20 protein-coding genes are annotated in these 20,607 nt (G+C 36.0%); 5 read left to right on the top strand and 15 right to left on the bottom strand.

What is annotated here, in order from left to right; translation table 11 throughout:
- Positions 1 to 32: 32 nt before the first annotated feature.
- From AC0KSB_RS04075 to AC0KSB_RS04060, 4 genes are all read right to left on the bottom strand, one after another.
- Positions 33 to 749 (bottom strand): hypothetical protein, encoded by a 717-nt coding sequence (locus AC0KSB_RS04075; RefSeq protein ID WP_472306939.1) that lies wholly within the window; start codon positions 747 to 749, stop codon positions 33 to 35.
- Positions 746 to 1,429: a fluoroquinolone export ABC transporter permease subunit gene (locus tag AC0KSB_RS04070; protein WP_472306938.1), complete on the bottom strand. Its 684-nt coding sequence runs from the start codon at positions 1,427 to 1,429 to the stop codon at positions 746 to 748. The genes AC0KSB_RS04075 and AC0KSB_RS04070 overlap by 4 nt, the downstream gene beginning before the upstream one ends.
- Before the next feature lie 72 nt (positions 1,430 to 1,501).
- Positions 1,502 to 2,347: an ABC transporter ATP-binding protein gene (locus tag AC0KSB_RS04065; RefSeq protein ID WP_472306937.1), complete on the bottom strand. Its 846-nt coding sequence runs from the start codon at positions 2,345 to 2,347 to the stop codon at positions 1,502 to 1,504.
- Complete coding sequence (locus AC0KSB_RS04060) at positions 2,340 to 2,960, bottom strand: TetR/AcrR family transcriptional regulator (protein WP_472306936.1); 621 nt, start codon at positions 2,958 to 2,960, stop codon at positions 2,340 to 2,342. Before AC0KSB_RS04060 ends, AC0KSB_RS04065 begins: the two co-directional genes overlap by 8 nt.
- A 201-nt stretch (positions 2,961 to 3,161) precedes the next feature.
- Between AC0KSB_RS04060 and AC0KSB_RS04055 the strand changes: the two genes are divergently transcribed.
- The 4 genes from AC0KSB_RS04055 to AC0KSB_RS04040 all read left to right on the top strand — a co-directional run bounded on the left by AC0KSB_RS04055 (position 3,162) and on the right by AC0KSB_RS04040 (position 6,015).
- On the top strand, positions 3,162 to 3,821 hold the full coding sequence (locus AC0KSB_RS04055; RefSeq protein WP_472306935.1) for a zinc ribbon domain-containing protein: 660 nt from the start codon (positions 3,162 to 3,164) through the stop codon (positions 3,819 to 3,821).
- A 172-nt stretch (positions 3,822 to 3,993) separates the two neighbouring features.
- Positions 3,994 to 4,215 carry a helix-turn-helix transcriptional regulator gene (locus AC0KSB_RS04050; protein WP_472306934.1) on the top strand — a complete coding sequence of 74 codons (222 nt, stop codon included), beginning with the start codon at positions 3,994 to 3,996 and terminating at the stop codon, positions 4,213 to 4,215.
- Entirely contained in the window at positions 4,202 to 4,984 is a 783-nt protein-coding gene (locus tag AC0KSB_RS04045) for a DUF3169 family protein (RefSeq protein ID WP_472306933.1), read from the top strand. Before AC0KSB_RS04050 ends, AC0KSB_RS04045 begins: the two co-directional genes overlap by 14 nt.
- Before the next feature lie 29 nt (positions 4,985 to 5,013).
- Positions 5,014 to 6,015: a lysostaphin resistance A-like protein gene (locus AC0KSB_RS04040; protein ID WP_472306932.1), complete on the top strand. Its 1,002-nt coding sequence runs from the start codon at positions 5,014 to 5,016 to the stop codon at positions 6,013 to 6,015.
- 84 nt (positions 6,016 to 6,099) lie between these two features.
- On the opposite strand, the gene AC0KSB_RS04035 is transcribed toward AC0KSB_RS04040, so the two are convergent.
- Positions 6,100 to 6,333, bottom strand: coding sequence for a hypothetical protein (locus AC0KSB_RS04035; RefSeq protein ID WP_472306931.1), 234 nt, complete (start codon positions 6,331 to 6,333; stop codon positions 6,100 to 6,102).
- Between the two features lie 143 nt (positions 6,334 to 6,476).
- Complete coding sequence (locus AC0KSB_RS04030; protein WP_472306930.1) at positions 6,477 to 6,863, bottom strand: SAM-dependent methyltransferase; 387 nt, start codon at positions 6,861 to 6,863, stop codon at positions 6,477 to 6,479.
- A 157-nt stretch (positions 6,864 to 7,020) separates the two neighbouring features.
- Between AC0KSB_RS04030 and AC0KSB_RS04025 the strand changes: the two genes are divergently transcribed.
- On the top strand, positions 7,021 to 8,688 hold the full coding sequence (locus AC0KSB_RS04025; RefSeq protein WP_472306929.1) for a GGDEF domain-containing protein: 1,668 nt from the start codon (positions 7,021 to 7,023) through the stop codon (positions 8,686 to 8,688).
- On the opposite strand, the gene AC0KSB_RS04020 is transcribed toward AC0KSB_RS04025, so the two are convergent.
- The 9 genes from AC0KSB_RS04020 to AC0KSB_RS03980 form a co-directional block, all read right to left on the bottom strand.
- Positions 8,681 to 10,093: a family 43 glycosylhydrolase gene (locus AC0KSB_RS04020; protein WP_472306928.1), complete on the bottom strand. Its 1,413-nt coding sequence runs from the start codon at positions 10,091 to 10,093 to the stop codon at positions 8,681 to 8,683. The two genes, AC0KSB_RS04025 and AC0KSB_RS04020, sit on opposite strands and share 8 nt — an antisense overlap.
- 28 nt (positions 10,094 to 10,121) lie before the next feature.
- Positions 10,122 to 11,387 carry an MGH1-like glycoside hydrolase domain-containing protein gene (locus AC0KSB_RS04015; protein ID WP_472306927.1) on the bottom strand — a complete coding sequence of 422 codons (1,266 nt, stop codon included), beginning with the start codon at positions 11,385 to 11,387 and terminating at the stop codon, positions 10,122 to 10,124.
- Positions 11,388 to 11,411: 24 nt separating this feature from the next.
- A complete protein-coding gene (locus AC0KSB_RS04010; protein ID WP_472306926.1) occupies positions 11,412 to 12,248 on the bottom strand; it encodes a carbohydrate ABC transporter permease in 837 nt (278 codons plus the stop codon).
- A gap of 17 nt (positions 12,249 to 12,265) precedes the next feature.
- On the bottom strand, positions 12,266 to 13,144 hold the full coding sequence (locus AC0KSB_RS04005) for a carbohydrate ABC transporter permease (protein WP_472306925.1): 879 nt from the start codon (positions 13,142 to 13,144) through the stop codon (positions 12,266 to 12,268).
- A 110-nt stretch (positions 13,145 to 13,254) separates the two neighbouring features.
- Positions 13,255 to 14,643: an ABC transporter substrate-binding protein gene (locus AC0KSB_RS04000; RefSeq protein ID WP_472306924.1), complete on the bottom strand. Its 1,389-nt coding sequence runs from the start codon at positions 14,641 to 14,643 to the stop codon at positions 13,255 to 13,257.
- A 210-nt stretch (positions 14,644 to 14,853) separates the two neighbouring features.
- Positions 14,854 to 15,918, bottom strand: coding sequence for a response regulator transcription factor (locus AC0KSB_RS03995; protein WP_472306923.1), 1,065 nt, complete (start codon positions 15,916 to 15,918; stop codon positions 14,854 to 14,856).
- Positions 15,896 to 17,656 carry a sensor histidine kinase gene (locus AC0KSB_RS03990; RefSeq protein WP_472306922.1) on the bottom strand — a complete coding sequence of 587 codons (1,761 nt, stop codon included), beginning with the start codon at positions 17,654 to 17,656 and terminating at the stop codon, positions 15,896 to 15,898. Before AC0KSB_RS03990 ends, AC0KSB_RS03995 begins: the two co-directional genes overlap by 23 nt.
- Complete coding sequence (locus AC0KSB_RS03985) at positions 17,656 to 18,690, bottom strand: LacI family DNA-binding transcriptional regulator (protein WP_472306921.1); 1,035 nt, start codon at positions 18,688 to 18,690, stop codon at positions 17,656 to 17,658. Before AC0KSB_RS03985 ends, AC0KSB_RS03990 begins: the two co-directional genes overlap by 1 nt.
- Before the next feature lie 96 nt (positions 18,691 to 18,786).
- Positions 18,787 to 20,535, bottom strand: a complete 1,749-nt coding sequence (locus tag AC0KSB_RS03980) for a hypothetical protein (protein WP_472306920.1) — start codon at positions 20,533 to 20,535, stop codon at positions 18,787 to 18,789.
- Positions 20,536 to 20,607 lie beyond the last annotated feature (72 nt).

Genomic DNA, 20,607 nt, shown 5'->3' with positions numbered 1-20,607 from the left:
GCTGATAAAAGATGGTTCGACCTTAACAACGTTTATCCAGATAGTTTACTTTTAAATTTACGATAAAAAAATATACTCCAGCAACAAGCTGTTAATACAGCAGGTATCATATAGACATAATTTTGACTAACGGCAGTGAGTGACAGCCAGTAAGAAGGAAGCGGCGAAAAAAGAAATCTATAGTTGGAAAAAATAAAAAAAGGAATAGGCAGACCTAACATCATCAACCCTGAAAGCTTAGCTAATGCCATTCCTTCTACACGATTGTTTGACAATGATACCAAAAGCATAGTAACTGCAACACTGAGCAGGCTTGATAATACGCTGATAGCAACAAGCATAACAAAAGTCCATCTGGTCAAAGAAAATACAACTGTAAATAAGATAGCTGCCGGGATTGAAATAACTGCCGGAATCATCAATCGTGAGATAATATACCCTTTCTTGCCTACTGGTGTAACTGCCATATAGACTGCTATATTCTCATCATATTCAGTCAGCATAACCATTGCTGCTGCAAAACAAAACATATAAGGAGTAAGCAAATTCAAAAGCAGATCAAATAACAGATAATATGATTCTAATATCAACTCACCGGCCAAAATGCCGGCCAGCCATTGGTCAATAGCCGGTATTGCAAATCGAAAAAACAAACCTGCAAGTAAAGGAGCGCAACAAACTGCCCAAAGCATATCATCACGCAATATCTGTTGAATAAAAACCCTGAATGAATAGTATATTGCCTTCACAGTTTAACGCCTCCCAGTGATACAAACATTTTTCTTATCACCCTGCATGTCAGATAAAAAGCCAGAAAAGTTAAAACAAGAAGAATAACAAAAGCTGGCAAGCGATAGTCCCCATACATTATCAATTCAATAATGCTGACACCTGGATGTATCAAAAGCCAGATATATCGCCACCCAAAAATATATGCCAGTGCCGGAAGATTGATAATCAACTGAACAGGAATAGTATTAAGAATAAAATCATTTAGTGTTACACTTTTAGCTGCTATTATCAGTCCGATGGCAGAAAAAAAGCAGGATCCCAAAAACACACCACATATAAAATAAAACAGATCAAAAGAAAGGCCACTGCCAACAGCTATAGCTAATGCTGAAAGAGTTGATATAGCACCTATGGAAAGCAACTTTGACAATACATATTCCTGCACTTTTACCGGCGAAACAGCTATACTATCCAGAACCCGTTCGCTTTTTTCAAAAAGAATTATTGCCCCCATAAAAAACAAACCCATTGCTGCGGGATCGGTAAAAACCATGATTGTAACAGCAATCTGCCGCCAGCTTTGAGGCAGTATATTTGCCAACAAGATATACAGCAGGCTAAAAATAAAATAGAGAAAGTAAAAGCCATATTTGAATTGAAATCTGATATCGCCTTTAATTAGGCTCACTACTCTCATTTGGTTCCTCCAAGTCACTAAAAGCTTAGGCAATCTTGACCGAAGCTTCATCAATCAGCCAACTCATCACACTTATTGAAGCTTTCTCCCGGTTAGCTCGACAAAAATATCATTAAGCGTTGGTTCGCTGCTGTGAATAGATCTAAGACTATTACTGTTTATAAGCTCTTGAAGTTTAATATCTGATGCAGTATTGCTAAGCAAAACTTTCTTTTCGATCAAGTTTTCTTCTTCTTGATAAGTGTAGACAACCTGATTTGCACCTCGTGACATTATCAGATTTCTAGGCGTATCAAAAGCCCTTAATTTTCCATCAACAATAAAAGCAACCTGATCACAAAGTTCGGTCGCATCATACATATTATGCGTTGTCAGAATTATGGTTTTCCCCTTTTCTTTTTCTTCCAGCACAATTTCTTTTAATAACCCGGCATTGGAAGGATCAAGACCCGACGTTGGTTCATCAAGAAACAACAGTTGCGGCTCATGCAGCAAAGACTTAATAAAATTCAGTCGAGACTTCATTCCTTTTGAGTAGTCAGAAACTTTTTTATCTGCATCATCAAACAATCCTAGTCTTTTCATCAAAGGTGCCGGATTTTGTTTTTTCTTATAAAGAGAAGCAAAAAAATCAAGATTTTCTCTTCCGGTTAACTTTTCATACAAACAAGGAAATTCGAAATCTACACCTATATTTTCATAAAACTCACTGTCATGATTCTTTACTTCCTGACCATGAACTAGAACTTTTCCTTTATATGTCGTAAGCAATCCAGTCAGTATTTTTTGAAGAGTGCTTTTACCCGCCCCAGATGGGCCTAAAAACCCTAATATCTGCCCAGAACTTACTGAAAAATTCATCTGCTCGATAAATGGTTTATCCGTATAGCTGAAAAAAAGATTTTTAACTTCAATCATATCTATCTCCATCACTTTTACTATCTGCATACATCTGCAAAATAATCCCATGTATCATTGCTTTGAGAGCATCAGGGAAAATATCACTACCTATCTCACGCTTAAAAAACATGGTGAAAAATATACCTCTAAGTGCCGCGCTGTATTTTTCAAGATTATCCTGCTTTAGCTCTGGAAACATTGAGAGCAGCTGCTTCATGTTTAGATCATCGTGCTCAGTATGTAGCTTAACATTGTCATTCGGCACCATACTAATCAAACGTTGCAGATCACCATTTTGCATCAAAGGATACAAAAAAGATTCTTCAACTTTGCCGAACAAATTGAATATTAAATCTGTTAATTTATCAGCAGTCATACTTTGCTTTATTCTCTCGATTTGCTTTAACAACTCAGCTTGAATTTCATCATGGAAAGCATATATTACTTCCAGAAATAACATTTCCTTAGATTGATAAAACTGGTAAAAAGAGCCTTTTGCAATACCAGCTCTGGAAGTTATCTCATCGACAGTTGTTTTACGCATGCCATATTGCTTGAGACAAAACACTGCCTCTTCCTGTAATTTATGTCTAAAAACTTTTCGCTCATAATCAGTAAATCCTCTGGGCATATAATTCTCCTGTTTCAAAAAACACACTGTGTGACCAAAATGAACTTTATAGTCATATAGTATACACAACTTGTTCTCCTGTCAAGTTACTGCCTGAAATTTTTATCATTAATAATATTTAGTGTATAATGAACTGAACAACACATGACAAATCGTGAACAGACTGCTATGGAATTCGTAAGCAGCAGATCGGAGGAATTAATGTTTTGCACTAATTGCGGAAAAAACTTGACGGAAGGTGCTAGATTTTGCACTAGCTGTGGTAAGGATATAACTGCTCCTGCAGAAACTGCAGCTTCAACGGCTGCAAATACAGCAGCGCCACAAACGATACAATATCAGCAAGCAGCGCCACAAAATCAGTACGCCAACGAAAATGTACTTAAGGTTCTGCAAACTTATCAAAGCCTTTCTTTTTTTAAGTCAACTACCTGTCATCTGGTTTTTATGGCAGATAAAATAGTTCTAGCTTATCTCTCAAAAGAAAAACAAAAAGAAGAAAGCAAGCGTATGTCTCAGGAAATTAAGGCAAATGGCAAGGGCTTTTTTCAGGGAAGCAAAGCAATGATGGATTTCTGGGCAGATTATCATCTTCGATATTATAATATGCCATCACAACAAATTCTTTCTGAGGATTCTTCCAATATGATAATAGATTATAACCAGATTTCAAAAATGCTCTTTCACGCTCACAGTACTGATATGGCAAGCGATGGAACAGAAACTACCAAAGGCGGCAAACTTCATATAACACTTGCAGATGGAAAAACCTTAAAATTTTCTCACAATTATGGAAATCATCAAGACATCAAAGATCTTTTAACCCAACTAATGGGGGATAGATTGAAATATAAACGTTAAAAGTCACATCGAATAAACACCATTAAAATCCTTCAGCCGGAAACCAGGATGAGGGATTTTATTTTTAAAAACCTTACTATTGACAACTATCCTTGTCACAAGCTATAATAATGACAAAATTACTTGTCATTATGCCAACATTAATAGTCAAAAAGGGACAGGGTGTTGTGATATGCCATTACAAAACAATCTGAAAATACAAAGAGCCAAACTAGATATTAATCAACATGAAATGGGGAAGCTTGTAGGTGTTTCTAGACAAACAATCAGTCTGATCGAACGAGGTGATTATTCTCCTTCAGTAACACTAGCCTTGAAAATCGCCAAAGTATTGAACGCAAAAGTTGAAGATATTTTTTCATATAGTGAGGAAAATGAAAATGAAAAAGATTGATAACGATAATATCAAAACAGAAAATCGCAAAGCGCTCAAACCATTTTTACTTTTAATTCTGATTAGTGGTATAGTTGGTGGCTTTATGGGCTATTTCAGTGGAATACTATCGGATCGTGTTGATTTAATAATTCCAGTATTTCTTTCTGAAATCCTGATTAAAATAATGCCGTTCAGTATAGGAACTATTAGCATTATTTTCATATTTCCAATTTATCTTTTTTATAGCCAAGGTAAAAAGACTTATCAAAAATGGGACGGAGAAAATGAAGAACTAATTGATTTGGCAGAAAGAAAATTAGGATATGCACTTTTACTTACTTCTATTTTGCTTATTTTGTGTTTCTTTTTCTTCGCTGCATCTTTCCACGTTAATGGAGTTGAATCATTAATCCCATTGATAATTACTCTTGTGAGCTTTTTAATTAGTATAGCTTTGATTATTGTACTTCAGCAAAAAATTGTAGATCAGGTCAAAAAAATAAATCCTGAAAAAAAGGGCAGCGTTTACGACATGGATTTTAATAAAAAGTGGCAAAACAGCTGTGATGAGGCACAAAAGCTTATTATTTACAAATCTGCCTATGCAGCTTATCAGACAGTGAGCGGAGTCTGTATCGGTCTGTGGGTAATACTTTTTATAGCTAACACTTTTTTTGACACCGGCTTGCTGCCAATAGCTGTGGTTGCTGTAATTTGGCTTATTCTTGTAATTTCATATAGTCTAACAGCAATCAAACTGGAAAAAAATATGAATGCGGAAAATTAATCAAATGAAATCAAACGGAGGAAATCACCTTGGAAACAACAACTTATGATCTATCTGCAAGCAGGAAAATTTTTTCACGTATAGGATTTTCGTTAGTAGCGCTCTTGCTGATAACAAGCATCGTGCAGACGCTGCTAGCAATCGTTCTGGAAACTTTGAAAGTAGATTATGCTTCTAACAGCTGGCTTAATTATAGTGTAGCCTTATTGCCATTGTATCTGGTAGCATTTCCAGTTTTTCTGCTTATGACAAAAAAAATAGAGGGTAATGCTCCTGAAGAGAACAAATTAAAGCCAGGGCATATAATTATGTATGCAATTATGTGCCTGCCACTTATGTACATTGGAAATCTAATAGGTCTTGGTCTTACAACACTTCTACAGTCAGCATTTAATCTTAAAGCAACCCATGCACTTCAGGATCTTGTTATAGACTCAAATCCTTTAGCTACATTTATTTTCGCTGCTTTGCTGGCACCAATCATTGAAGAAATCATTTTTCGCAAAATTTTGATCGACAAAACTATTCGTTTTGGCAAAGGTTTGTCAATCCTTTTATCTGGTCTGCTTTTCGGCCTTTTCCACGGTAATTTTTATCAATTCTTCTATGCATTTGCCTTGGGTCTGCTATTTGCCTATATTTATACTATAAGTGGCAAACTCAGATATGTCATTGGGTTACATATTTTTATTAATTTTTTAGGAACAGTACTGGCACCATCTCTGCTAAATCTTATCGATCTGGAAATGCTTGATGAACTTGCTCTTATTGACGATATGCAAATTATGATGGAAACAATTGGCGATTCTCTGGTGGGTCTCTTTTTGTTTGGAATGTATATAATTATAATTCTCGGGTTAAGCCTTGTCGGTATTGTCTTGCTTATAATAAATCGCAAGAAATTTAGCGTACCTTTAAGCGAAAATGATATTCCAAAAGGCAAGCGTTTTAAGACAGCAGGTATTAATCCAGGTATCATTGCTTTTACAGTTGGCTGCATAGCACTTTTCGTTATGTCACTTTTAATGTAATTTATTGTAAAAGCCTTAAAAATATTATTAAAAACAGTAATTTTACTCCTTTAGTTTCACATGAAATTAAAGGAGTATTTTTTGTTATCTTATTTTTTGCAAAAGCATAGTAACACCAATAATATCATTTTCCAACATATCGCATTCAGCTTGCTGGCTTTTTATATATCCCTCAAAAAGGTCTGCTGCTTCAGGATATTTTTGTTTAAGCTCGTTAGCCCTCTTGCAAATTTGTTTTTGCTGCAAAATGTTAAGATCAACCAACTCTTCTTGTGCCACAATTTTATCATTAATAAGATTTACATCATTTTCTAACAAAAGCTGCAGCCATTCCTGCTTTGAATAATAGTCAACTTTTTTACCAATTTTCCCATAAGCGTCATCAATCAGAATATATCCTCCGGGCTTAACTGTTTTTTTCAGTTTTACTATTGTTTCTTCCGGTGTTCCTAAAACATCGCCTACAGCACCAAGAATAACAAGATCATAATTTTTTCTGAATTAACAGCCTCGTTAATATCCCCTGTTTTAAATTCACAGAGCTTTTCCACTCTGTATTCCAAAGCTTTTTTACTTGCAAAAGCGATAAAATCAGGCATAATATCAATACCTTTAATCTGACAGCCTGTCTCCTTGGCCAAATGAACGCTTACTGCTCCCTTGCCGCAAGCCAGATCCAGCACTCTTGTTTTGTCCATTGCATTTATCTCTTTTGTAATTAACTCCAGCATATCTCTGGGAGAAGATCCAAGATCCCACAAATCCTGAAGCAGATAGGGCAGATGCGGGATAAGTTCTGTATTTTCAGCAGTTAAAGATGCAGCCAGTTTTTCTTCTACACTCGACATAGTATGAAACTCCTTTCATTTACGACTAATTGTCATTATACGGCAATTAAATATTGATAGAAAGTCGACGATAATAAATGTGAGGGTTTTGATAGTGATAAAATAACTTAAGCAAAGATATTAGAATACGGTAGCACGGTTTATTGAAAGAGGTCTTATGAGAAAAAAATCATTTATCACTTTATATATTGTTCTGTTATTTATTTTTGTATGTTTTATTGTCATGTCCTTTTTTGTGCCAGGTCAAAACCTCAAACTCAGCATCGAAAAGCCTCAGAGATTTAATAATAATTGGCAAATCCATGCGAAAGAATTATCTTTAACTGATGAGAATACACTCCCTCTAAAACTGCCTGTAGCTGGTGGAACCAAAGTATCGCTTAGTCAAAAATTAAATGATGATTTTCTTGTTTCTCAAAGCATTTTAATTAGAGGATCCTTGCAAAATGTAGTGGTTTTTTTAGATGAATCAAAAATATATGAGAAGTTATTTGAAAATAGTGAAAGTAAAATAGTTCTTCCATATGCCAGCATATGGCATATTATTGATATTCCTGATTTTTCAGCAGGGAAAACATTAACTATAGAACTTAGTTCACCTTTCGATAATATGTCAGGACAAGTAAATGATATCTATTATGGTAAATCTTCTCAATTGCAGTTATTTATTTTGAAAAACTACAGTGCTGGTTTTATCCTTACTCTCATAATATTTATTGCCGGTATATTACTCGCCTTTGCCCCAATTTTTTTCCTAAGAGATGAATATTCTGAAACAAGTGCCGTTGGTTTATTTGCTATTATCATATCTATTTATCTGCTGGCAGAAGGGAAAATGCTGAATTTTTTTACTGGAAACCAGTTTATCATTGGTAGCTTGGCTTATATTACGCTGTCACTTATACCGGCACCATTGCTAATTTATATGAAGTCAATTGTTGACTCTAAATATCGACTTTTATTTAAAAGTTTAACTTTTGTCCACATCCTCAATGTTTTCGTAATAATTTTTCTACAGTTATCAGGATTACTGGCTTTTTTTGATAGTCTTATAATCACTCATATATTACTGGTAATTACTGCTCTTACCAGTATTTATATTCTTTTTTATGAAGCAACCAAAAGAAAGAATGCAGATGCCAAAGTTTTTCTCCAAGGTCTTTTAATCATGGTGTGCTTGGGATTTATCGAGCTCTTTTATTTTTATTTTGTCAGCCAAGTACAAGTCTCTTTTTTCCTCAGAACAGGAGTTGTACTTTTCGTTTTCATACTAACTTTCAATTCTATAAGAAGAATCGGTGAGGTTCGTCGAAAAAGCTTACAAGCTGACCTTTATGAAACTTTAGCTTATACCGATCAATTAACTAAAGCCCCTAACCGTATGGCTTTCGATCGTGACCTTCACATTATATATCACAAAGAAAATCAAACAAGTTCAATTGTCGGGATTTTTGACTTAAACAACTTAAAAAAAATCAATGATATCTACGGTCACAAATATGGTGATGAGGCAATTATTAAAAGTGTTGAAGTTCTGAAAGAAGTTTTTTCCGAATATGGAACCTGCTATCGTATTGGTGGTGATGAATTTGCCTGCATTCTAGATCTGGACAATCAGAATATCCTTAATGATCTGCAAGAAAAATTTAATGAACATGTTAAAGAAACAGGCAAAACATTGTTTTATCCTTTTGTTATTGCACAAGGTTATGCAAGGATAGAAAAAAATGAACAGACGGATATTGATTCTCTTATTCACAAAGCAGATCAGAATATGTATCAAGATAAAAACCAAAAAAAAGCTGCCTGCCAAGCCTTCAATTAAAAGAAACTGCAGCCAGACTAAGAAAGCCCTTGCCTTCAAATTTAAAGTAAAGTGCATGGATGCCATCTGGAATTATAATTTTATTTGTATTCCAACGCCATTCATTACTGTCGGTCAAAAAAATTTCTCCAATAGCAGTTCCGTTTAATGAAGTTGCAATCACAATTCTGCCATCATTATATTTGCCTCTTGCTTTTACAGCTATCTTTTTTACACCTTTGCAGTCGAAATATTTGTAACCAACTATTACACCATCGGTTATATTTTTAATATAGGAATAATTCTCATTATCAATACTTTCCTGTGTGATAAAAGGAAACGGCGAAATGCCATAACGATAATCCATTATTGGTTCTTTTGACATAAAAAGTGAGCAGGCTATATAAGCAGGAAACTTACCTTTTGCAATCAACACTCCATCATTTGGACCACAAGAAGTCATTTCCACTTGTGATATTTTCCCGTCTGACTCTATCTCTACCGGTTCCAGCATTGCCTGACGACTAAAGCTACTGCCATTTGTATGGCGGTGGTAAAACACATACCATTTCTCATTAATTTTTTCTATACTTCCATGATTATTATTTATGAAATAAGAATTCTGATCGCCTGACTTATATGTATCAATACCGATATCGCCATTACTAATAATGGTTCCACCATAAGAAAAAGGACCTGTCGGAGAGTTTGCAGTAGCATAGCATAACTCATGACTCAAAATAGATGAATAAATAAAATAATAAACTTCATTTATTTTGCGAAGACTGCTTGCTTCAAAAAACTCATGTCCTTCATATGCTGTTCCTTTACTTGTAGCAACACCAGGCACAACCGTAACAGGGGATTGTTCAATTGTTAGCATATCTGAACCTATGATTGTCATCCTGGCACCCGTTCGATCTTTTTGCTCTTTAGGACAAAAACCTGTATACAAATATGTTCGGCCATTTTCAGTAAAAACTGCCGGATCAAATTGCAACTCATCTCCCCTTCTATCTCCAAGCAAAGTACCATCTTTATATCTGACATACCCATAAAAACGGTAACGCCCGGCTGGTTCATCGCACACAGCTACCGAAACCAAAGATAAACCATCCAGACAATAATACAGATAGTATTTACCATCTGTTCCTTTAGTCACATCTGGTGCATAAAGACACATTTCTCCATTACTGTTATGCGGATCATCGTTTCTGCCATAAATCACTCCTTCACAACGCCAATCGGTTATATCTTCTATAGGAGCAGACCAGCAAACATAATCATTCAGGCAAAAAGCATGTCCATTAAAACGATCGTGACTACCATATAAATAGACTCGCTGATTAAAAACATGAGGTTCCCCATCGGGAATATATTCCCAGGATGGCAAAAAAGGGTTGAATCCTGATCCTGCCTTTTTCATAAAATCACCTTACAAAAACATCAAATAATCATAATAAATAAGCATCCGTAAGAGCCTTTTTACCATCGAGCTCAGAATACATATTAAGAACAAGAATATTCCAATTAATAAATCCACCATTCATAACCGGTTTGCCGGTAAAAGGATCATAGTATTCATGTAGACTTCCAGTTTCAGCTAAATCCTCTCCCAATAGTCTGAGAGTTGCTTCATACAATTTTTTAGCTTCCGCTTTGTATCCATAATTAAGCAAACCTCTAAAAACCACATAATTTGCTACAAGCCAAATGGGTCCAAGCCAATTTGAAGGATTATTAGTTTCAGAAAGATCAAACATTTTTTCATCCTTAGCCAAAGTGGTTAGACCAAATTCAGACAAAAAAGTACTCTTATCAAATATATGCTTGTTTAACTCTTCCACCTGCTCAGCCTTGGCAAAACAGCTCCACATAGGAATAAAACCAGACCACACTCTTATTTTAATCGGCAGAGTTTTCCAGAAAACACCCAGACCCTGATGAAACCAGTCAAACTTACGTGTTTTTATATCTACATCTACGGAATAAAAGAACCGGTCTCTTACATCCCAACATTCATTTTGAATCGACTCAATTAATGCAATTGCTTTTTGCCGGTATATCTCTGCCTGCAATTCATCAGATAAAGCACTCATTATTTTCGCCATAGCTCTTAATTCGGCAACCATAAAACTATTCAGATATATGTTAGCAGTAGAATCATTCGGGCGGCCAAAACTTGCCGGATCATTATCCATCCCGATCATGATATCGTCATGCCATACATAAAGTTCACAATTAGAATTGTAATAATCACGGTCATAACATTCAAAATAGCGTTGCAGCTGATCAGCAAAGCCGCTTATCCATTTATAATCACCGATAAATTCACTGATCAGACAAATCTGCTGACACAAAAAAGGCTTATGCATATTCAGTTTAACGCCTTCTTTACGCTTCATATTCAGGTATGGCTCAGACCATTTACCAAGTTCAATCATCATAGGGATATAACCGTCCGCCAACTGATGATCAAGAAAATTAAAAATATTTCCTTTTGCATGTCTAATCAGACGTTCCTTATCAACTTCTTCCATATGCTCAGCAAGGTTAAACAGACCATATACAGACCAGAAAGTATCCCAGTCCCAGACATTGCCATCATAAACTGATCCGGGATCGATAAAAGGATGCTTGATAAAACCAACAGGCTCTTTTAATACCTTATCAAGATTTTTAAGAACATAATCCTTAATATTATCAATATATTGTTCCATATATTTTATTTGCCTCCGATACACTTAACCCTTAACAGCTCCTGCTGTCATACCTTCAATAACAGTTTTATTCAAAATGGTATAAAGCAAAAGCATCGGCATAACACTCATTGAAACAGATGCAAATATAGCCCCCCAGTTTTTCGACCCAAATTCATCCTGAAAATACAGCAATCCGGTTTGTACGGTCTTTAGCGCTGTATCATTGATAAAAGTCATCGAAAAAAGAAGATCATTCCATTTGAAGAAGAACTGCAATACCAAAACAGTAACAATACCATTTTTCATTAGTGGCACAACAACATACCACATTAATTTATAAATTCCACAGCCATCAATTACTCCAGCTTCAATAATTTCGTCTGGCAAAGAGCGTAAATAGCTTGTTATCAGGTATATGGAAAGAGAAAGTCCAAAAGCAATATATGCTAAAACAAGAGAAGTTCTGGTATTGATCAAATTCATTTTGTTGTATATCTGAAAAAGTGGTATCAGGGCAGTCGCTACAGGAACCATTATTCCTATCGCGAAATACTTACCTACCGCCTCACGAAATTTCCATTCCATTTTTGTCAATGCAAATCCAACTGTAACGGCAAAAATAACAATAAATACCAAAGCTATCAGAGTATTTATCAGACTGTTTTTGAAAAACAATGCCATATTGCCTCTCGTCCAGGCATCTATATAATTCTGCCAGTAAAAACCACTGTTAAGAGCATAAGCAGGTTTTTGAACAAATTCAGCAGGTTGTTTTAAGGAAGCAGTAAGCATCCAGAACAAAGGATACACTTCAATAACCACTAGTAGCAGAATCAAAATTCTTATGCCTACTTTTTTTATAGATAATTTTGCTTTCATTATAATATCTCCTTATGTTATAACGGCTTATCAAATTTATGAATAATTCTTGCTCCGAATACACATAATAGAAAGATAAAGACGGCTATAACACTACCGTATCCGACTTTACCATATGTAAATGAAACATCGTACATATACATAGATAATGATTTCGTAGCATTGCCCGGACCACCTTTTGTCAAAGCCAGTGCAGATTCAAACATTTTTACTGTACCGGTAAAACTAAATACAAGACTGGTAATTGTTACAGGCCTTAAAAGAGGTATAAGAATTCTTCGGAACATATTAAAGGCTGTGCATCCATCTATTCTTGATGCCTCAATTATGTCAGAAGGAATATCCAGTAATGCACCATAGAAAATTACTGCATAAAACCCCATAGCTACCCAAATGTCCATAACAATAAGACTACCAAGTGCAGTAGAAGCCTGCCCTATCCAGGGCTGAACAAATTGAGATAGTCCCAGGTTATCAAAAAGGCTGTTCAACAAACCATAATTAGGCTGTATTTCATAAATTTTAGAAAATAATTGTCCAACAGCAACAGTCGGCAGAACAACTGGAAAAAACACAAGTGTGCGAATTATGTTTTTGAATTTCACCAGCCAGAAACGGAAGAGAAGTGCCAATGCAAGACCCAGTCCAACCTGCCCCATCATAACAAAAGCTATATATTTTAGATTAACAACAAGTGCGTCACGAAAATTCTTGTCGCGAAACAAATTTCTATAATTGGTAAGTCCTGTAAATTCCCATCTAAGACCGGGGCTACCCGCATATAAAGAGTAATACAAAGACCACACTATAGGAAGTATAACTATTACCGTATATACGATCAAAGCCGGCACTACGAATAAAGCTATTGCTTTTTTGTTTCCCAGCACATTTTTCATCTTGTCACCTGCTTGCATATTTTTTGAAAAATGGGACGATAGCATGAATTTACCATCGTCCCAATTGTTTTACTAACCTTGAATTGCCATGGCTATACTATAAAGGGATATTAGAAATCACTCATGTCATATGCATCTTGAATAGACTGCATATATTCTTGTGCTGTCATATCACCGTTTATCAAAGTTTGAACATTCTCTTGAGCCACGGTTGAAACTTCACTATTCATTGAAGCCTCAAACCAGGTACTTGCCTTGGTAACTTTAGCAAGCTCATCAGCCACTATCTGCGTGTAGTTGCTTAAATCACCTTCTACATCATATTTGTAACCTTTAACAGCACCAAACTGTGACATCGCCTCATTACCTATATTATTTACAAAAAACTTAAGGAAATTAGCTGTTCCTTCATCATATTTTGCCTTATCCAGACAAAGGATATTACCGCAGTTCATTGAATATTCTGTTATTGTACCAACAGATTCATCAACTACAGGAATATTAAAGAAACCGATTCCGTCTTCGCCCGCAGGGTTAGTATCAGCAGTAAGAGCTTCCGTAAACCAACTTCCGTTATAGAACATTGCGGCTTCTCCCGATAAGAGCATATTACCCGCTGTATTCTGATCTACCGTTGTTATACCAACTCCAAAATAACCTGCTGTAGCCAGATCCTGTATTTTCTGTGCTGCTTCTACATAACCAGGATCGGTATAATTTGCTTGACCTTCACCTGCTTTTCTCATAGCATCAACACCCATACTTCTCATAACATAGGCATTAACCAGACGAGTTACAGGCCATTTATCCGCACCACCTGCAGTCAATGGCTGTATACCGGCTTCATTTAACTTAGCACAAACTTCTTCAAATTCTTCCCATGTTGTTGGAACATCAACTCCGGCAGTCTCAAAGGCTGCCTTATTGTACCAGAAGCCTTCAACATTCATTCCCAAAGGCAAATCATAAAGTTCATCTGTACCAGAAAGAGTTTTTAACAAGGATACAGCACCATCATCAAGCATATTCATAACGCCTAACTCTTCCAGAGCTGCCCCAATATCAAGAATTTTGTCAGCTTCAATCAATTCAACAATAGGCTTGCCTGATTCGTATACAAAAATGTCAGGAAGATCGTCAGAAGCAGCAAGAGTGGCAACCTTTTGTCTAAGCTGATCTGCTGAAACAAGCTCGAAATCATATGAGAAATTAGGATTCACTTCCGCGATATATCTATCCAGAAGATCTATCATAAGTTTGCCATTATCTCTGTCTTGTGCCCATATAGACAAAATTTTGATATGTTTTTCCAGCTGTGGATCTCCTGAAGGATCTGCTGAAGTTTCCCCTGTTGAATCATCACCTGATGCAGTGGTAGTTTCAGGTTGTTCAGCTGCAGTTGTAGTTGCTGTGGTATCATCACTGCTGCCGCCACAACCAGCTATAAGCGCAACCATCATAGCAAGACAAATAACAATACTTAAAATCCGCTTTTTCATTTCTTTTCCTCCTCATGGAAATTTTTACATAATCTGTATTTTTTTAACAGATCGGGCTTCATGCATATACATTATCACAATGAGAAGAAAAATATAGTCACATATTTTATATTTTATGTACAATTTTTTTAGATTTCATATGTTAAAAACAAATTTTTTAGATAAATTATTTTAAATATTTTTTACCAAAACAAAATACAACCTTAGATGCTACTCACTTAATGCACCTTCTCGATATTCACCGGGTGTCATTCCTGTGATCTGCTTAAATTTACCGGAAAAATATCTATAATTAGCATAACCAACTTTTTCGCTGACTTCTGAAACCTTACAACCGGATATAAGAAGGTCTTTTGCTTTTTCAATTCTTAATTCAGTGAGATATTTTATATAACTCATGCCTACCTCTTCTTTAAATAAAATACTCAAATAGGCAGGATTCATGCCAGTCTGATCTGCAAGCTCTGTAAGACCTATATCCATATGATAATTATTCTCAATGAATTCCAGAATTTGTCTTATAATTCTATGCGAACTCCCTGTTTGTTTAGCTTTGATTTTGCCTGCTATATGTTTGATTGCATTTAAAGTATAGTTATCCATATCGTCACAATTATTTATCTTTTCAAGATCATTATAAGAAACTATGATTTCTCTTGCCTGCTGTTTTTGTTGTTCAAGATAGACACCTTCTATCACGCAAAGGAGCTTGAAACTCTCCTGACAGTATTCAAGAACTGTCAGTCCGATATTCTTTAAACTCTGTAAAGCATCACTGCACATTTTTATAAGCAAATCGCTATCATTTTCGTTTATGGCACGAATCATATTCCCCAGAGCAGAATTGTAATTTTTTCGTTCAATTTCCAGCATCTTTTCCTGTTGATGTTCGGCCTGCTGCTTTTCCAAATCTGAAATTGCTATCCCCAGAGCCTGCTTTACTTTGTCTATCGTTATTGGTTTATCAATATAAGCTTTAACACCCAAACTCATAGCTCTGCGCGCATATTCAAACTCTGTATAACCACTTACCATAATATACTGACAATCAGGCAAAAACTCCTTGGCTTCTTCGACTAGAGAAAGTCCATCCAGTCCTGGGATACGTATATCAGATATTACAATATCTGGTTTTTCCTGACGAATAATCTCCAAACCACTAATACCATCACTAGCTGATCCCGCTATTGCTATATCAAAATCAAGTCTTTCTAAAATAGCCTGAATTCCTTCAACAACTATATATTCATCATCAATCACGACCAGCTTGTACATAGTCTGCCCCCTTGTCCGGAAGTGTAATAATAACTCTGGTACCTCCACCAGGCCTTTCCTCAAAATTGACACCATACCTGCTGCCATATAATAATTTTATTCGCTCTCTCACATTTTTTATTCCATAACCATTTTCTATTTTTTCAGGATTCTGAATGCCTACACCATTATCCTCAATAGTAAAACGCAGAGTTTCATTTTTGTTATCACAGAAAATGCGAATAAACCCTTTGCCTCTTTTGGCTTCAAGTCCATGGTACATAGCATTTTCTACAAAGGGTTGTAAAACAAAAGTGAGAATTTTTTTATTTTTAATATCATCGTCAACTTCTATTATGAGATCAAACCTGTCTTTATAGCGTAAATTCTGTATTTTCATATACTCGCTTATTTTCTGCAGTTCATCCCGTACTTCAATAAACCTCTCACCTTTATTTAGATTCAATTTAAAGTGGTTAGACAAAACCTGAACCATTTCTGCTATTTCATCCGCATTTTTTATTAAGGCCATAAAATAAAGAGAATCCAGTGTATTGTATAAAAAATGAGGGTTTATCTGCGTTTGCAACAGTAAAAGCTCCGCTTCTTTTTCTTTAACTTCCGAACGCAAAAGACGATATTCCAATTCAAGATTATCATTTACCATCTGCTTGAATTTATTACCTATTATACCTATTTCGCTTTCATCAAATTCGGCATCTATTCGTTTTGAACCACTTCCTACTTCATTGATAGTATGCTCAAGCAATTTAAGCGGCCGGCTTATTTTGCCAGAAATAAAACCTGAAATAGTTATACTTATAAATATTATAAGGGCACAAACATAAAATGTAATCTTGCCTATATAAGCACTCTCTCTGCTTAATTCCTGTCTTTCAATATATGAAACGATCTGCCAGTCGGTACGGTTTATTTCTGAACTGCTAAAAATAAATTTACCTTCTGCTTGCGGCATCTTCATATACTGGCGGTATTCACTACATGCCAGCTCAAGATTTTGTTGTATACTCTCATTAGCCATGATTATCTCATCACCATCAGTTGAAACAATCATATATCTATCTGTAGCATAGCCGTCTATACTGCCGGTAAAAGCACGCTCAAGCAAATTATTTCTGATATGAACTACCAGAAACCCCATAGATTGGTTATTTTCTATATTTATCAAATTCTTCACAAAACAATAGCTTGAAGTTTCTATTTCCGGCAAAATAACATTGTACCCGTAAAAAACTTCTCTTCCTCCGGCATCTCTGGCAACCTGCACCCAATTTTCTTCAAGCAAAGTACCAGAGGTATAATAGTGATTTGCCAAGCCACTTATGCTGCTGTTTTTGGAAAAATATCTCCAATTACCGTTTTCATTAACAACAGTCATCCCTGCTATATTCTCATCAAGTGACATCAGACTACTTAACATTCTATCAAGCGAAAGCTGACTTGTTCCTGAAAAATACGGAGTATCACTTGTTTCTTCTATCATAATTCTTCGGAAAGCCCGGTCAGATAGCAAAGATCGTCCTATTTCTATAATAGGCTCTGTTTGCAATTCTATGATCCTGCTGGAGATCTGAAGATTATTACTGCGCAAACGATAGTAATTCTGCTCAATTGTTGCTTTTGAAATATGATAAATAACAATACCTATACTGACAGTAGCAAAAAGAGCAACGGCCAATATAGATATCAAAATCTGATGTTTAATCCTGATTTTTTTCAAAAAATTTATCAGAATCATTAAACCTCTTTCTTTACCGAAATATCTAGTACACTCTCACGTATTATCAGATCGGTTAAAATCAAATACTTCGCATTGACTCTATTATTATTCTCAATATCATCAACAAGAACCTTGATAGCAGAAGCGCCTATAACATCTTTATGTACATGCATCGTTGTCAAACGTGGTTCAATGACCTGGCAGATTTTATCATCGTCAAACCCTATTATTGAAATATCTTCTGGAATTCTAAAACCTGCACTTTTTATAATTTTTATTACATCAATGGCCAGATTATCATTATCAGCAAAAAAAGCTGTAGGCACATCACCCGAAGTAAGATTTTGCAGCAAATTGTCAAAACAGCCTGTTATACCTGTATCAAAGGAATATATGTCTTCACTACGCAAGATAAGCCCCTCTTGCCGTAACGCCAACTTCATACCATCTTTACGCTGGTGGAAATTGTTAAGATTTTTTGCACTTCGTAAATACCCTATTCTCTTGTGACCGCATTTTATGAGATAGGATACCGCCTGCCATGCCCCGTTCCTATTATCAATACCAACACAGTTATAACAAAAACTGTCTAAAATATTATCAACAACAACAAAAGGAATTTTTGTATTTCCCAAAAATTCTATATCCTCAGTATCAAGCTCGGTCGCAAGTAAAACAACACCGTCCGGCTTATCGAATTTAATCAATTCAGCCGTATCTTTGATCGTATCTCTTGCTTTGTCCAGACAAGAGATTGCAAGATTATACCCATTCTTTCTAGCCTCACGTTCAGCGCCTTCAAGAATGCCAGCAAAAAATGGTGTTCCTTCATGGGTATCTGAAACACTATTGTATACTATAAACCTGATGTTCCCGTTTTTGCTTTTCGTCTGAATCTCTTCCAGCGTTAAGAAAAAGCCTTTTTCTTTCATTCTCTCAAGAACTATTTTTCTGGTTTTTTCACTAACTCCCGGTCTGTTATTAATAACCAGAGAGACAGTAGAGGGAGATACTCCCAGTTCTTTGGCAATTTCCCTGGCTTTTATTTTCATATTACTTTACCTGCCGTTAATTTATTTTTGTGCAAAACCTACTTCTGTGAATTATAAACGCCATAGCGTTCTTTTTACAAGTCAAAGCCTAACTTATCAGTCAAAATCCGTGCTGCTGCCTTTATACAAAGGAGTATCGGTAATAGGCGCAGATTTTTCAAGCTTTATATTGTTATACAGAGGATAGTAAATGCCCGCTGGTGTAATTGCAGTCACATTGTCACCTGCCCATTCGACTTCAAAAGAATCATCAACCGCTATTTCAATTGTTTTTCGTTTAATTACAGGAAAACTAATTGTCACTGTTTCACCCTTTTTGACATTGTTGATTTTTATAAAGACTTTTTTTAACCAAGACAAATCACGTCCGCAAATTTCTACCTTGTTGCCATCTTGTGTGTATGCAACAATAACAGCTCCATAAGGCACATATTCTGGTATACGCACGCATAACTCTCTAACATCTTCAAAAACAGTTACCTCAACACGCCCTTCATGCGGCAGGAAACTTCTAACCTCTGCTTTTTCGCTTGTTCTGTTCAGAAGCATATTCACATAAATACGATCTCTTTCAGAAGAAATAATATTTGCCCAGCCATTATAAAGCCCCCTTGTGCCAGAAGCAACACAACAAGTCTGTACATCCATAATATGTCCGCGTCCTTTTTGCCCACTGTAAACAAAATCATTAGGTGCAGAATATCCAGCAAAAGCACCTCTCAGACGGTCTGCAACTTTATAATATGTCTTATCGCCAGGAATATCATTTGCTTTTGTATCTGACTGCTTTATCCAACTCGTATCATCCAGCTGTGCCTCGGTAAGCTGATTACGAAGAAACCTTTCAGCTATACCCCAGTATTCCGTATATCCGTTTTTGGCAAGTGTTATTGCAGTCCCTATAGCATCCACAAGAGTACAGGTTTCATGTTCATAGCCCTGATCTTCAAGATCGCCGGGAGTCCAGCCGAAACTTGTACATTTTGATAATCCCCAGTCAAAACATTTTTTCACCCAGGTCAAAAGGCTCGAATCCCGTGTATAATCAGCAAAACGAGCCAAAGAAGCAAGTGTACCCATTCTGGTGTGGAAATGACCATTTCGATATCCAAGGCCTGCATTCCAGCTTCCATCCTCTGCAAAAGCTCCACTTCTCCAAACAATATTGGCAGCAAAATTTTCACATAATTCCATTGCGTCAGGATTACCTGTATGACGATGATACCTAAGCAACGGGTTAACTTGACGCCCCCACATAGCACAAGGATCAGGACAAAGTCTGGTAACCACAGCGTCAAAAGAAGGCCAGCCATGTTCTGTATACTCTGAAGCAGGATAATACCATGATTCTCTTTCTTTTCGGGCAATTTTTTTAAGAGCTGCAACATGTTTATCTGCTCTTGCCTTTATCTTTTCATCCTGAGTATCAAGAAACCAGGTCGTCAACCCTAGAATTACCGCCCGCTGATCGATCATAGATGCGCTTTCCTGAAAACGGGCATCACAGGATTCAATAAATTCGTCAGTAAAAGTGTTTTTTCTGAAACTGAGTCCATTCTCACGAAAAAAGGTAAGGAAATTTTCTTTGTATTTACCTTCAACAAAACTGCCCTTTTCATTTCCTGTCATTGCTCTGGCTAATGTCATCGAATCAATTAATCTGCCATGACTACTGCCATAATCCCAGTTGCCATGACTCATCCAGGCAGGATCAGAAGCGAAAAAACCACTAAAAAAGGGAATATAGTTTTTATCCTCATCTGCTACACCTATCATAGCATTCAATGCTAGTTCTGCCCTGTTTGCAAGATTTAGTGTGTCAGGAATTATTCTTTTCTCAATCATAATTATTTTATCTCCTTTACTCATGTAATTTTGTTTGGTGAGTATTGCTCTTATTTTGTAATTCATTTCTTA

It is taken from the genome of Ercella succinigenes, from assembly GCF_900002895.1.
Note: the sequence above shows the minus strand (reverse complement) of the source record. Positions and strands in the feature narration are given on the sequence as shown.

Coding starts and splice junctions, on each gene's coding strand:
- AC0KSB_RS04070 (WP_472306938.1), bottom strand. CDS start 1,429: ATGAGAGTAGTGAGCCTAATTAAAGGCGATATCAGATTTCAATTCAAA.
- AC0KSB_RS04065 (WP_472306937.1), bottom strand. CDS start 2,347: ATGATTGAAGTTAAAAATCTTTTTTTCAGCTATACGGATAAACCATTT.
- AC0KSB_RS04060 (WP_472306936.1), bottom strand. CDS start 2,960: ATGCCCAGAGGATTTACTGATTATGAGCGAAAAGTTTTTAGACATAAA.
- AC0KSB_RS04055 (WP_472306935.1), top strand. CDS start 3,162: ATGTTTTGCACTAATTGCGGAAAAAACTTGACGGAAGGTGCTAGATTT.
- AC0KSB_RS04050 (WP_472306934.1), top strand. CDS start 3,994: ATGCCATTACAAAACAATCTGAAAATACAAAGAGCCAAACTAGATATT.
- AC0KSB_RS04045 (WP_472306933.1), top strand. CDS start 4,202: ATGAAAAAGATTGATAACGATAATATCAAAACAGAAAATCGCAAAGCG.
- AC0KSB_RS04030 (WP_472306930.1), bottom strand. CDS start 6,863: ATGTCGAGTGTAGAAGAAAAACTGGCTGCATCTTTAACTGCTGAAAAT.
- AC0KSB_RS04025 (WP_472306929.1), top strand. CDS start 7,021: ATGAGAAAAAAATCATTTATCACTTTATATATTGTTCTGTTATTTATT.
- AC0KSB_RS04020 (WP_472306928.1), bottom strand. CDS start 10,093: ATGAAAAAGGCAGGATCAGGATTCAACCCTTTTTTGCCATCCTGGGAA.
- AC0KSB_RS04015 (WP_472306927.1), bottom strand. CDS start 11,387: ATGGAACAATATATTGATAATATTAAGGATTATGTTCTTAAAAATCTT.
- AC0KSB_RS04010 (WP_472306926.1), bottom strand. CDS start 12,248: ATGAAAGCAAAATTATCTATAAAAAAAGTAGGCATAAGAATTTTGATT.
- AC0KSB_RS04005 (WP_472306925.1), bottom strand. CDS start 13,144: ATGAAAAATGTGCTGGGAAACAAAAAAGCAATAGCTTTATTCGTAGTG.
- AC0KSB_RS04000 (WP_472306924.1), bottom strand. CDS start 14,643: ATGAAAAAGCGGATTTTAAGTATTGTTATTTGTCTTGCTATGATGGTT.
- AC0KSB_RS03995 (WP_472306923.1), bottom strand. CDS start 15,918: ATGTACAAGCTGGTCGTGATTGATGATGAATATATAGTTGTTGAAGGA.
- AC0KSB_RS03990 (WP_472306922.1), bottom strand. CDS start 17,656: ATGATTCTGATAAATTTTTTGAAAAAAATCAGGATTAAACATCAGATT.
- AC0KSB_RS03985 (WP_472306921.1), bottom strand. CDS start 18,690: ATGAAAATAAAAGCCAGGGAAATTGCCAAAGAACTGGGAGTATCTCCC.
- AC0KSB_RS03980 (WP_472306920.1), bottom strand. CDS start 20,535: ATGATTGAGAAAAGAATAATTCCTGACACACTAAATCTTGCAAACAGG.